Source organism: Streptomyces sp. NPDC047869 (genome assembly GCF_040704065.1).
Taxonomy (GTDB): Bacteria; Actinomycetota; Actinomycetes; order Streptomycetales; family Streptomycetaceae; genus Streptomyces.
Window position 1 is genome coordinate 39290 of sequence record NZ_JBEYRK010000030.1, and the last position, 12976, is coordinate 52265.

Annotated in this window: 8 protein-coding genes and 1 pseudogene; 5 read left to right on the plus strand and 4 right to left on the minus strand. The window is 72.2% G+C overall.

Annotated features, from left to right (window positions below; translation table 11 throughout):
• Nucleotides 1-209: 209 nt before the first annotated feature.
• The gene (locus AB0924_RS29985; RefSeq protein ID WP_358936410.1) at nt 210-2042 is read right to left on the minus strand and encodes a phosphoenolpyruvate carboxykinase (GTP); all 1833 of its coding nucleotides are present in this window, start codon (nt 2040-2042) and stop codon (nt 210-212) included.
• A 279-nt stretch (nt 2043-2321) separates the two neighbouring features.
• On the opposite strand from AB0924_RS29985, the gene AB0924_RS29990 reads away from it, so the two are divergent.
• The 4 genes from AB0924_RS29990 to AB0924_RS30005 all read left to right on the plus strand — a co-directional run bounded on the left by AB0924_RS29990 (nt 2322) and on the right by AB0924_RS30005 (nt 6115).
• On the plus strand, nt 2322-3035 hold the full coding sequence (locus AB0924_RS29990; protein WP_358936408.1) for a hemolysin III family protein: 714 nt from the start codon (nt 2322-2324) through the stop codon (nt 3033-3035).
• 109 nt (nt 3036-3144) lie between these two features.
• Nucleotides 3145-4713, plus strand: a complete 1569-nt coding sequence (locus AB0924_RS29995) for an MFS transporter (protein WP_366913042.1) — start codon at nt 3145-3147, stop codon at nt 4711-4713.
• Nucleotides 4714-4717: 4 nt separating this feature from the next.
• Nucleotides 4718-5350, plus strand: a complete 633-nt coding sequence (locus tag AB0924_RS30000; RefSeq protein WP_358936404.1) for a TetR family transcriptional regulator — start codon at nt 4718-4720, stop codon at nt 5348-5350.
• A 33-nt stretch (nt 5351-5383) separates the two neighbouring features.
• Nucleotides 5384-6115: a Mut7-C RNAse domain-containing protein gene (locus AB0924_RS30005; protein WP_358936402.1), complete on the plus strand. Its 732-nt coding sequence runs from the start codon at nt 5384-5386 to the stop codon at nt 6113-6115.
• 12 nt (nt 6116-6127) lie between these two features.
• On the opposite strand, the pseudogene AB0924_RS30010 reads toward AB0924_RS30005, so the two are convergent.
• Nucleotides 6128-8174, minus strand: a pseudogene (locus AB0924_RS30010) (thioredoxin domain-containing protein).
• A gap of 421 nt (nt 8175-8595) precedes the next feature.
• Here AB0924_RS30010 and AB0924_RS30015 point away from each other — a divergent pair.
• Nucleotides 8596-11799, plus strand: a complete 3204-nt coding sequence (locus AB0924_RS30015) for a tetratricopeptide repeat protein (protein WP_366913043.1) — start codon at nt 8596-8598, stop codon at nt 11797-11799.
• A gap of 10 nt (nt 11800-11809) precedes the next feature.
• On the opposite strand, the gene AB0924_RS30020 is transcribed toward AB0924_RS30015, so the two are convergent.
• Nucleotides 11810-12034 carry a hypothetical protein gene (locus AB0924_RS30020; protein ID WP_358936398.1) on the minus strand — a complete coding sequence of 75 codons (225 nt, stop codon included), beginning with the start codon at nt 12032-12034 and terminating at the stop codon, nt 11810-11812.
• Nucleotide 12035: 1 nt separating this feature from the next.
• On the minus strand, nt 12036-12917 hold the full coding sequence (gene mca, locus AB0924_RS30025) for a mycothiol conjugate amidase Mca (RefSeq protein WP_199211761.1): 882 nt from the start codon (nt 12915-12917) through the stop codon (nt 12036-12038).
• Between the last annotated feature and the right edge of the window lie 59 nt (nt 12918-12976).

Sequence of the window (12976 nt, forward strand, 5' to 3'; positions counted from 1 at the left end):
CCCCCACAGGCTTGGTTGGGCGCTCCACCGGTACCGGTGAGACGCCTGTAGACGCCATGAAACCGGTGTGAAGATCCGGTAGCAAGGGGGCGCGCGACGGGGCCCCGCACGCCTTTGTGCGGGGCCCCGTCGGGGTTGTCACCACGGCCGGCCGTGACGATCGCTGGTCAGGGCATCCGGACCGGCCGTGGAGTCATGGGGTGCGGGTCTCAGCCCAGGCGCTGCACCAGCGCGCGGTACTGGTCCCACAGTTCCTTCGGGGTGTGGTCGCCGAAGGTGTTGAGGTGCTCGGGGACCAGGGCGGCCTCCTCGCGCCAGACCTCCTTGTCGACCGTGAGCAGGAAGTCCAGGTCGGCGTCGGACAGGTCGAGGCCCTTGGTGTCCAGCGCCTCCTTGGTCGGCAGGATGCCGATCGGGGTCTCGACGCCCTCGGCCCTGCCGTCCAGCCGGTCCACGATCCACTTCAGGACGCGGCTGTTCTCGCCGAAGCCCGGCCAGACGAACTTGCCCTCGTCGTTCTTGCGGAACCAGTTGACGTAGTAGATCTTCGGCAGCTTGGACTGGTCCTTGTCCTTGGCCACGTCGACCCAGTGACCCATGTAGTCGCCCATGTTGTAGCCGCAGAACGGCAGCATGGCGAACGGGTCGCGGCGCAGCTCGCCGACCTTGCCCTCGGCGGCGGCGGTCTTCTCGGAGGCCACGTTGGCGCCCAGGAAGACACCGTGGTTCCAGTCGAAGGACTCCGTCACCAGCGGCACCGCGCTGGCGCGGCGGCCGCCGAAGAGGATCGCCGAGATCGGCACGCCCTTGGGGTCCTCCCACTCCGGCGCGATGATCGGGCACTGCGAGGCCGGGGTGGTGAAGCGGGCGTTGGGGTGCGCGGCGGGCGTACCGGACTCGGGAGTCCAGGAGTTGCCCTTCCAGTCGGTGAGGTGCGCCGGGGTCTCCTCCGTCATCCCCTCCCACCACACGTCGTTGTCGTCCGTCAGCGCCACGTTGGTGAAGACCGAGTTGCCCCACAGCGTCTTCATCGCGTTGGCGTTGGTGTGCTCACCGGTGCCGGGGGCGACGCCGAAGAAGCCGGCCTCGGGGTTGATCGCGTACAGCCGGCCGTCCTCGCCGAAGCGCATCCAGGCGATGTCGTCGCCGATGGTCTCCACGGTCCACCCGGAGACCGTCGGCTCCAGCATGGCGAGGTTGGTCTTGCCGCAGGCGCTCGGGAAGGCGGCGGCGACGTACTTGGACTCACCCTGCGGCGGGGTGAGCTTGAGGATCAGCATGTGCTCGGCCAGCCAGCCCTCGTCGCGGGCCATGACGGAGGCGATGCGCAGCGCGTAGCACTTCTTGCCGAGCAGGGCGTTGCCGCCGTAGCCGGAGCCGTAGGACCAGATCTCACGGTCCTCGGGGAAGTGGGAGATGTACTTGGTGGAGTTGCACGGCCAGGGGACGTCCTCCTGGCCCTCCTCCAGCGGGGCGCCGACGGTGTGCACGGCCTTGACGAAGAAGCCGCTGTCGCCGAGCTCGTCGAGGACCGGCTGCCCCATGCGGGTCATGGTGCGCATGGAGACCGCGACGTAGGCGGAGTCGGTGATCTCGACGCCTATCGCGGAGAGCGGGGAGCCCAGCGGGCCCATGCAGAACGGGACGACGTACATCGTCCGGCCCTTCATCGAGCCGCGGAAGACGCCGCCCTCGCCGTTGGAGCCCTGGAAGATCTCCCGCATCTCGGCCGGGGCCTTCCAGTGGTTGGTCGGGCCGGCGTCCTCCTCCTTGGCGGAGCAGATGAAGGTCCGGTCCTCGACGCGTGCGACGTCGGTGGGGTCGGAGGCCGCGTAGTAGGAGTTGGGGCGCTTGATCGGGTCGAGCTTGCGGAAGGTGCCCTTCTGGACGAGCTCCTCGCACAGCCGCTCGTACTCGGCCTCGGATCCGTCACACCAGACCACGCTGTCCGGCTGCGTCAGTTCGACGATCTCGTTGACCCACGAGATCAGTTCCTGGTGGTTGGTGGGGACGCCGGTGGGAGCCGCGATGTCGCGCGCCACGATTGCTCCTAAATGAGGGATTTTTTGTCTTGTCGCCCCGTGGGGGCCTCGACCCGGACGCTTCGTAGCCGCTCATCCGGTGCCGACCGCACTCATTTGATCATCCGATTCTAGTGCCCATCTGTCCAGAGGGCATCACAGGTGAGCAACGTGAGGAACGCCACGGTTACCGCGGTTCTTTGCGTACACATGAAGTTCGACAGAAGGACTTTTTGCGTTGGGGCCCTCATGGGGGTGCCCTGACACCCGACTTACGGGGCCGTAGGTACGATGCCCCGCATGACTGCGCCCGTCCCCGACGCGCCCCAGGACACGCCGGCCGCCGGCCGCGGTCCTGTGACGCTCTCCCTTCCGCACCCGGTCAAGCCCCGGCTGCGCGGCTGGCTGCACCTCGGAATGTTCCCGGCCGTGCTCGTCGCGGGCCTCGTGCTCACCGCCCTGGCCGACTCCAGCAGAGGCCGGCTCGCGTGCGGGATCTACGTCCTGACGGCATGCCTGCTCTTCGGCGTCAGCGCGCTCTACCACCGGGGCAACTGGAGCCCGCGGATGGACGGCGTCCTGCGCCGCCTGGACCACGCCAACATCTTCCTGATCATCGCGGGCACCTACACGCCGCTGACCATGCTGCTCCTGCCGGGCGCCAAGGGGCAGTGGCTGCTGTGGGGCATCTGGGCCGCGGCCGCCGCGGGCATCGTCTTCCGCGTCTTCTGGGTCGGCGCCCCGCGCTGGCTCTACACGCCCTGCTACATCGCGATGGGCTGGGCGGCCGTCTTCTTCCTGCCCGACTTCATGCGCAGCGGCGGCATCGCCGTCCTGGTGCTGGTCGTCGTCGGCGGCCTGCTGTACAGCGCCGGGGGCGTGGTCTACGGCATCAAGCGGCCGAACCCCTCACCACGCTGGTTCGGCTTCCACGAGGTCTTCCACTTGCTCACCCTCGCCGCCTTCGTCGTGCACTACGTCGGCATCTCCCTGGTGGCGTACCAGCACGCGTAAGCGCCCGCGCGCACCCCATGGCCACGGCTCGTCAGCCGTGGCCATTTTCGTGTGCCCGAAAGCGAGTACCGATTGACAGCGAGCATATTTTGATAGCTACTGTCATTTCATGGTTACTGTCACCGGTGTGGAAGAGACGCGGCGCGATCCCCGCCGCTGGTGGGCCCTCGGGGCCCTGGTCGCGAGCATGCTGACGCTCGGCTTCGACATGACGATCCTCAACGTGGCCCTGCCGACCATGGCCGAGCGGCTCGGCGCCACCACCGGTCAGCAGCAGTGGATGGCGGACGCGTACGTCGTCGTCTTCGCGGCGCTGATGCTGCCCGCCGGGCTGCTCGGCGACCGCTTCGGACGGCGGCGGATGCTGATCACCGGCCTCGGGATCTTCCTGGCCGGTTCGCTCGTGGGCGCCCTGGCCGGGGACGTGAACCGGGTGATCGCCGCACGAACCGTCATGGGCGTCGGCGCCGCGCTGATCACCCCGCTGGCGATGTCGGTGCTGCCGTCGCTGTTCACGCCCGACGAGCAGGGCAAGGCCATCGGCCTGGTCTCCACCGGCTCCGCGCTGGGCCTGCCGCTGGGCCCGATCATCGGCGGCTGGCTGCTGGACCACTTCTGGTGGGGCTCGGTCTTCCTGATCAACGTCCCCATGGTCGCGATCGGCATCGCCGCCTGCGTCCTGCTGCTCCCCGAGACCCGCGACCCCTCGTCCCCCCGGGTCGACACCCGCTCCACCGCTTTCACCGCGGCGGGTCTCGGCGCCCTGATCTACGCGATCATCGAGGCGCCCGAGCGGGGCTGGGGCGACCCGCTGGTCCTCGGGATGCTCGTCGGCTGTGCCGTCCCGCTCACCGGACTGGTCCTGCGCGAGCGCCGGATGGAGCGCCCCCTGCTCGACATGACGCTGCTGGCCCGCCGCGGCTTCCTGCTCAACACCATCGCGGCCACCCTGGTGATGTTCGTCCTGTCCGGCCTGCTGTTCGTGCTGCCGCCCTACCTCCAGGCCGTCCTCGGCAACGACACCCTGGGCACGGGCGTCCGACTGCTGCCGATGGTGCTCGGCCTGTCCGTCGCCGCGAAGCTCGCCCCGCCGGTCACCACCCGCTTCGGAGCCCGCGCCACGGTCGCCGCGGGCCTGGTGGTCCTCGCCTTCGCCGGCCTCCTCGGCAGCCGCACGACGGCCTGGTCCGGCTACGGATTCACCGCGCTGTGGCTCTCCGTCGCCGGTCTGGGGTCGGGCTTCGCGCTCGTGCCGTCGATGACCGGCGCGCTGGCCACCCTGCCCCGCGACCGCGCCGGCAGCGGCTCCGGACTGCTGCTGACGATGCGCCAGGTCGGCTCGGCGATCGGCATCGCCCTGCTCGGCAGCCTGCTGTCCGGCGTCTTCCGCGGCCGGCTGGACGTCACCGGCCTGCCCTCGGGGGCAGCCGGCACCGCCGGTGACTCCGTGGTCGCCGCGCACCTGATCGCCGCGCGGACCGGCTCGGCCCGGCTCGCGGCCTCCGCGAACAGCGCCTACGTACACGGCATGGGTGTGGTCCTGCTGGTCTGCGCGCTGGCCGCCCTGGTCTCCGCGCTGCTGGCGGCGGCTTTCCTGCCCGGCACCGGGCCCGCCGCACGCGGCACCTCGCGTGCCGCTGCGGAGATGGTCACCTCCGGGCCGGATGCCGGACAATGACCGCATGACGGCAGCACCCTCCCCCCTCTCCCCCGCCGACCGCCCCCGGCTGGGCCTGCGTGAACGCAAGAAGATCAAGACGCGCGAGGCGATCCGCTCCGCCACGTACGCGCTGGTCCAGGAACAGGGATACGACGCCACGACGATCGAGCAGATCGCCGAGCGGGCCGAGGTGTCGCCGTCGACCGTCTTCCGGTACTTCCCGACCAAGGAGGACATCGTCCTCACGGACGAGTACGACCCGCTGATGGCGCAGGAGTTGCGCTCCCGGCCGGCCGGCGAGTCGTGGATGGACTCGCTGCGGTACGTGATGGACAAGGCCATCGACGCGATGAACCGGGAGGACGCCGAGGTGCTGCGGATGCGGGCGCACCTCGGCGTCCAGATCCCCGCCGTGCGCTCCCGGATGGTGGAGAGCATGTCGGAGACCGGTCGGCTGCTGCGCGGCGCCCTCGCCGAGCGGGCCGGTCTCGACCCGGACGCCCTGGAAGTGCGCGTCTACGCGATGTCCCTGGTCGGCGGCATGATGGAGGTCTACATGGCCTGGGCGGAGAACGACTTCGAGGGCGATCTGCGCGACCTGGTGCAGCGGGCCCTGGACGTCCTGGAGCACGGTCTGCCCACCGGAAATCCCTGAGCCCGGCGCCCCGCGGCGTGTCATCCTGGCCGGGTGAACGGTCCCGAGATCCACGTCGAGTTCGCCCCCGGCCTGGCCCTGTTCGTCCCGAGCGGACGGCGCCGGGGGTCCACCGCCCTCACCACCGACGGTGTCTCGACCCTCGGCCACGTCGTCGAGTCGGCGGGCGTCCCGCTGACCGAGGTCGGAGCCCTGTGGGTCGACGGCCGTGAGGTGCCCACCTCGTACGTCCCCGTCGCGGGCGACTCGGTGGAGGTCCGCTCCGTCGTACGCCCCCAGCGGGTCCCCGGCGCCCCGCTCCGCTTCCTCCTCGACGTGCACCTCGGCACCCTCGCCCGCCGGCTGCGCCTGCTCGGCGTGGACACGGCGTACGAGTCGACCGACATCGGCGACCCGGCGCTGGCCGCTCGCTCGGCCGCCGAGAAGCGCGTCATGCTCAGCCGGGACCGGGGGCTGCTGCGCCGCCGCGAGCTGTGGGCCGGAGCGTACGTCTACAGCACCCGCCCCGAGGACCAGCTCCGCGACGTCCTCGAGCGCTTCGCCCCCGAGCTGCGCCCCTGGACCCGCTGCACCGCCTGCAACGGCCTGCTGGCGGAGACCACCAAGGAGGAGGTCGCCGACCAGCTAGAGCACGGCACCCGGCACACCTACGACGTGTTCGCCCGCTGCGGCGACTGCGGCCGTGCCTACTGGAAGGGCGCGCACCACGACCAGCTCGAGGCCATCGTGGAGCGCGCCCTGGCGCAGTTCAGCGGGCGGGGCTGACGCCTCCCGCGCTCAGGTGGTGTTCAGCGCCCGGCCCAGCCGCTCCGCATCCGTCGTCGGGGCGTCGCAGGTGAAGTTCCGGCAGACGTAGGCCGCCGGCCGGCCGTCCACGAGCGGGCGGTCGGCGAGCAGCGGGAACTCCTCGCCGCCGGGGACCCCGGCCGCGACCACCGCGCCCGGCGCGGTGCCGAGAAGTGCCGTGCGGTGCAGGGCCGTTGTCTCCTCGTCGGTGAGCGAAGGGCCGACCACCGCCACTTCCCGTGGCCCGTCGAGCAGCGCTTCGGCGACGGCGAGACCCCAGCCGATGAACCGGGGCACCCGCGGTCCCAGCGCCTTCACGACACCCAGCGCTGCCTCGGCCGCGGTGCGGTGGGCCTCGGAGCCCGTGTGGGCGGCGTAGCTCAGCAGGGCACCCGCCGCGGCGCTCCACCCGGAGGGTGTGGCGTTGTCGGTGGGGTCCTGCGGCCGGCGGATGAGCTGCTCGGCGTCGGCGGCGGTGTCGTACAGGGCGCCGCCCGCGGGGTCGCCGAAACGGACCGGTACCTGGTCGAGGAGCAGCCCGGCGAAGTCCAGCCACACGCCCTCCCCGGTCACGGACGCGAGCGCGAGGAAGCCCTCGGCGACGTCGGCGTAGTCCTCCAGCACCCCGGCGTTGGGCCCCACGAGGCCGTCCCGGCTGGTACGGGCGAGGTGGGCGTGCTCGTCCAGGTGCACCCGGACCAGGAGATCGGCGGCCGCGACGGCGGCCCGGACGAGGTCCGGCCGGTGGAAGTAGGCGCCGGTCTCGGCGAGCGCGGCGATCGCGAGCCCGTTCCAGGCGGCGACGACCTTGTCGTCCCGGCCGGGGGCGGGGCGCAGCGCCCGCCGGGCCAGCAGGCGCTCCTTGACGGACGCCACCTGCTCCGCGTTGAAGACGCCCTCGGTCTGGGGCAGTTGCAGCACCGACCGGCCGTGCTCGAAGGTGCCCTCGGCCGTCACCCCGAAGTACTGGGCGGCGAGTTCGGCCTCCTCGCCGAGGGCCTCGCGCAGCTCCTGCGGTGTCCAGGCGTAGTAGGCACCCTCCACATGGCGCCCGGTACCGTCGTCGCTGTCCGCGTCGAGGGCCGAGGCGAACCCGCCCTCATCGGTGCCCAGTTCGCGGACCATGAAGTCGGCGGTCTCCAGTGCGACCCGCCGGGCGAGCTCGGAGCCTGTCGCCCGCCACAGGTGCGCGTACACCCGGCACAGCAGGGCGTTGTCGTACAGCATCTTCTCGAAGTGGGGCACGACCCAGTCGCGGTCGACGGAGTAGCGGGCGAAGCCACCGCCGAGCTGGTCGTAGATCCCGCCCCGGGCCATCCGCTCACAGGTGTCGGACGCCATCTGCAGGGCGCCCTCGGCGCCGGTGCGCGCGTGGTGCCGCAGCAGGAACTCCAGCACCATCGACGGCGGGAACTTCGGCGCCCCGCCGAATCCGCCACGCTGCGGGTCGTACTCCCGGGTGAGCGCGAGCAGCGCCTGGGCGAGTTCCTGCTCTCCGGGCGGCTCGGTGGCCTGGTGGCCCAGCTCCCGCTGGGAGAGGTCCCGCACGATCTTGCCGGCGACCTCGGCCACCTCGCCCCGCCGGTCGGCCCAGGCCCGCTGGACGCCCTCCAGCACCTGCCGGAAGGAGGGCATGCCGTGCCGGGGCTCGGGCGGGAAGTAGGTGCCGAAGTAGAAGGGCTCGGCGTCCGGGGTGAGGAACACGGTCATGGGCCAGCCGCCCTGACCGGTGGCCGCCTGCACGGCCTCCATGTATACGGCGTCGACGTCGGGGCGTTCCTCGCGGTCGACCTTGATGCTGACGTAGTGCTCGTTGAGGTAGTCGGCCGTGGCCTGGTCCTCGAACGATTCACCGGCCATGACATGGCACCAGTGATCAGCCGGCTAAGTGGCACGACGAGTAACCCACCGAAAGAAGGATGGGAACGTCGCGCCTCTTGGCCTCTTGCATCGCCTCCTCTCCCCATGGCCACCAATCCACTGGATTGCCGGCGTGCTGGAGGAGATACGGCGACTGGGAGTGAGCCAGTCGATTCATACCAGCATCGTCGCACGACCGGGGCCGTCCGGCCCAGGACGCGCTACGGGCACCGCGTCCGGGGAACCGAGCGGGCGTCCCGCCCACGGCGGTCGAGCCGGCGCCGGCCGGCGGCCACCCCGCACAGCCGGCCGAGGCGCTGACCGCGCCGGCCGAGACGGACCCCGCCCGGCCCGCCGGCCTGGGCCGCGCCGAGCGGGCGCCGCACCGGGCCGGGCCGGGCCGGGCCGGTGACGCGGGAGCGGCGGCAGTACGCGAACGGGTGAGCAAAGCACGCCGTCGTGACCGCGGAAAACGCGCTGCTCACCGAGGAGTTGTCATGGGATCAGCACCCATCCGCTGATCACCGCCCCCTCGCCAACCCGCCGTCCCCGAAGGACACTCGTAGGCAACGGAGTTGACGCCGACAGGGGGACGGGACATGCGGGACGGCCATCGGACCGAGGCCGAGCGGCTGCTGGCGCGGGCCGTGGACGAGGAGGTACGGCGCTCCGGCGGCCGGACCGACGGGCAGCTGCTGCTGTCGCGGGCGCGCGGTTCGCTGGACACCATGGCGCGGCAGGCCGCCGAGGAGTACGAGACCTACGTCCGCGCGCTCGACGAGGCCGACGCCGGCCGGCTCACCTTCGGCCAGCGCTACGCGCGCGAGGGTGCCGGAACGGCGCTGCTGGTGGCCGCCGTCGCCGCGGTGGCCGCCGCCGTCGCCGACCTGTCCCTGGGCACCGGCGCCGGCACGGCCGTCGGCGCGGGGATCACGGTGGGCGTGGTGGGCGCCGCCGCGACGGTGGTGAAGGTGGCCGGCTCCCATCTGCCGGCCGCCCACCACCGGGCGGGCGAGGCCGGTCAGCCCGGAGGCCCGGAGCAGCTCCGGCTGCAGTGGCTGACCGCGCTGGAGGTGCGCGGCATCCGTCCGTTCCTCGACCAGCAGCGGGTGCTCACCGCCTCCACCGGAGCGAAGAAGAAGACCGGCCCGGCGCTGCGCGGCGCCGACAAGAGCGCGGCGGCCCGCCGGCGCACGGTGCTGGAGCAGTCCTTCGGGCAACTGCCGGAGCCGGACGGGCCGTTCGCGGGCCGCCGGCCGGAGCTGGCGCGGATCAGGCAGTGGGCGCAGGCGGCCAGGGCGGCCACCGAGACCCGGCCGACGGTGGTCGTGCTGCACGGCGAGCCCGGCTCGGGCCGCACGACGCTCGCCGTCCGCGCGGCGCACGACCTCAAGGACCACTTCCGCGGGGCGGTCGTCGTGGACCTGCGCGGCGGCAGCCGGGACGAGCCGCCGCTGCCCGTCCGGGACGCGCTGCTGCATCTGCTGAACCGGCTCGGCGCGCCTCGTGAGCAGTTGCTGTTCCGTGAGCGCTCCTCCCCCGATCAGCAGGTCAAGCGGCTGTCCGAGCTGTACCACCGGCATCTGGCCGGCCTTCCGGTGACGATCGTGCTGGACGACGCCTCGGACCCGGAGCAGGTGCGCGCCCTGGTGCCCGAGCACTCCGACAGCCTGGTGCTGGTCACCGCCCGCACCCCGCTCGAACTGCCCGCGGAACTCGGCGCCTGGGTCCATCACCTGCCCGTGCGGGAGCTGGACGCGGCGGGCGCCGAGGAACTGCTGGCGGCGACGGCGCAGGACGCCTCGGGGCCGTACGACGCGGAATCCGCCGACCTCGTACGCCAGTTGTGCGGTGGGCTGCCGCTGGCGCTGCGCGTCGCCGGCTCCGCCCTCGGCCCGCGGTCGCCGCGGCAGCTCGCCTCCGATCTCGGCGCGTACGGCCCGGTGGAGCCGATGGAGCGGGCGCTGTGGCTGCGTTACACCGACCAGCCGGACACCACGCGCCGGCTGCTGCGCAGGCTGGCGCTGGCCGGCCGGGCCTCGCTCGGCGCGGCGGCGGCCGCCGCCCTGCTGGCCACCGACGAGCCGGAGGCCACCCGGCATCTGGCGGCCCTCGCGGACGCCGGCCTGATCGACCATGTGCGCGGCAGCCGCTACCGGCTGCACGACCTGGTGCGGGCCTTCGCCCAGGCGCGGCTGCTGGACGAGGAGGACCCGGGCGAGCGGACGGCCGCGCAGGAGCGGCTGGTCGTGAACTACGCGGAGCTGGCCGACTCGGTGCTGCGCCTGGTCGACGGCAACATGTCGACGCGCTCGAACCAGTTCGGCGGGCACGGCTTCACCTCGCTGGACGAGGCGCTGCGCTGGCTGGACGACGAGTCCAGCTTCATCACGGCCGCGCTGCGCCACGCCGAGGGGGTGGACCAGGCCGCCGTGCAGAACCTGCTCGGCGCCCTGTGCGACTACTGCCTGCTCCGCGGTGACCTCTACCGCCTCGGTGAGATCAGTGAGCTGGCGCAGGCCGTGGACGAGGGCCTGCTGATGCGCTCCGTGCAGTGGCGCACCGGTATCGCGGCCCGGCAGCTCGGCGAGCTGGACAAGGCGCGCACCACGCTGGCCTCCGTGGTCGACCTGTACCGGGAGGCCCATCACGACGCGGGCGCGGCCCGCGCGCTGTGCTCCCTCGGGATCACCCTGCACCACCAGGGCAACCTCACCGAGGCAGCGGCCCGGCTGCGGGAGGCCCTGGACCTCCAGGCGGCCGAGGAGCTGGCGACCGACCGGGCGTGGACGATGCACGCGCTGGCGGCGGTGCAGCGCGACCGGGCCCGGCTGCCGGAGGCCCTGGACCTGCTCACCCGCTCACTGGTCCTGCACCGGCAGGGCGGCTCCCTGCACGGGGAGGCCTGGGCGCACTTCCAGCTCGGCCAGCTCGCGCTGCGCATGGGCGACGTGCCGAGGGCGGAGACGGAGCTGCGGGCCGCCCTGGAGCGCTACCGCCAGACGCACGACGCGCGCGGCGAGGCCTGGGCGCTGACCCAGCTCGCCCGGGCGCGGATGGTCGGCGGGGACGCCGGTCCGGCGGTCGAGGACCTGCGCCGCGCGGCGGCGCGGCACCGGGAGAACGAGGACGCGCGCGGCGAGGCGTGGACGCTGTTCCACCTCGGGCAGGCGCTGGAGGAGACGGGGGAGCTGGATCTGGCGGTGCGGGAGCTCGAGCGGTCCCGGCAGATGTTCTCGCGCATGCGGGACGTCTACGGCCTGGCCTGCGCCCGGCACCACTCGGCGCGGGTCACCCGGGACCAGCGGGCCGCGCAGACCGGCTCGCTGCGCAACTCGGGCTTCGCCCGGCAGCTGCTCGTCGACGCCCGCGCCGACTTCCAGCGCATCGGCGTCGCCCACGGCGAGGCCTGGACCTGTCTGGAGCTGGCGGTGGTGGACGCGGGCAACGCCCGGATCCAGCAGGCGCTGGCGCTGTGCGACGAGGCGCTGACCCTGTTCACGTCCTACGGCGACCGCCGCGGTGAGGACTGGGCGCGGTTCCTGCGCTGCACCCTGCTGCCGTACGCGGCGCCGGGCGGGGTGGAGGTGGGCACGGCGGTCGCCCAGGAGGAGCTGGCCCAGCTCGCCCGCGCCTCGCACCCGCTGCGGGACGAGAAGCTGGACGAGTGGGTGCCGGCCTACGCCCTGCTGCTGGAGCGGGGCGTGAGCCTGGAGGCGGGCTGGCAGGCGTGGCGTCTGCGCATGACCCCGGACCGCCACGCCCGGGAGGTGATGGGAGTGGCGGTACCGGCGCGGAACTGAACCTCCGCTGTCAGCCCTGCGGCGCCTTGGATTCGGTCTTCTCCTCGGCCCCGGCTTCGGGGGCCTCCTTGAAGTCGACCTTCTGCATCTGCTTGCTCATCGACTTCATCAGGCCCCACACGGCCACGGCCATCACCGCGAACACGATGAAGCCGAGGACGCCGGGGGTGACCTTGTTCTCGTCGACCTCCTTGGCGAGGGGGACGAGATGCGTCAGTGCCAGGCTTGCGCTCATGTCAGGCATTGTCCCGGATGCCCGCGAAGAGGTCGTCCTCGGGGAGGGAGGTGTCGACGAGAGACTTCGCCAGCTCGTACTCCTCCGTCGGCCAGACCTCCTTCTGCAGGTCCATCGGCACCCGGAACCAGCCGCCGTCGGGGTCGATCTGGGTGGCGTGGGCGATCAGCGCCTTGTCGCGGACCTCGAAGAAGTCCGCGCACGGAACGTGCGTGGTCAGCGTGCGCTCGACGCGCTCGAACTCCTTCCAGCGCTTGAGCCAGTCCCCGTAAGGCGACTCCAGGCCGCGGTCGAGCATCGCGTGGTGCAGGGCCTCGGTGCGGGGGCGGTTGAAGCCCTGGTTGTAGTAGAGCTTCCGCGGCTGGTGGACGGGGCCGTACTCGGCCTCGGGGTACTTCTCGGCGTCCGCCGCGCCCTCGAACGCCACCATCGAGATCTTGTGGGTCATGATGTGGTCGGGGTGCGGGTAGCCGCCGTTCTCGTCGTAGGTGGTGATCACCTGCGGACGGAAGGAGCGGATCTGCTTCACCAGCTCGCCGGCCGCCTTGTCGACGTCCTCCAGGGCGAAGCAGCCCTCGGGCAGCGGCGGCAGCGGGTCGCCCTCGGGCAGGCCCGAGTCGACGAAGCCCAGCCACTCCTGCCGGACGCCGAGGATCTCCCGGGCCTCGTCCATCTCCTTCTTGCGCACCTCGTGGATGTGTTCCTCGATGTAGGTGTCACCCTGCAGCTTGGGGTTGAGGATGGACCCGCGCTCGCCGCCGGTGCAGGTCACCACCAGCACGTCCACCCCCTCGGCCACGTACTTCGCCATGGTGGCCGCGCCCTTGCTCGACTCGTCGTCGGGGTGCGCGTGAACGGCCATCAGTCGCAGCTGGTCAGTCAAGACTCAATCCTCGGTCAGTCGGCGCCCCGTGTCTTCGGCGCAATCGCAGGCTTCTATAG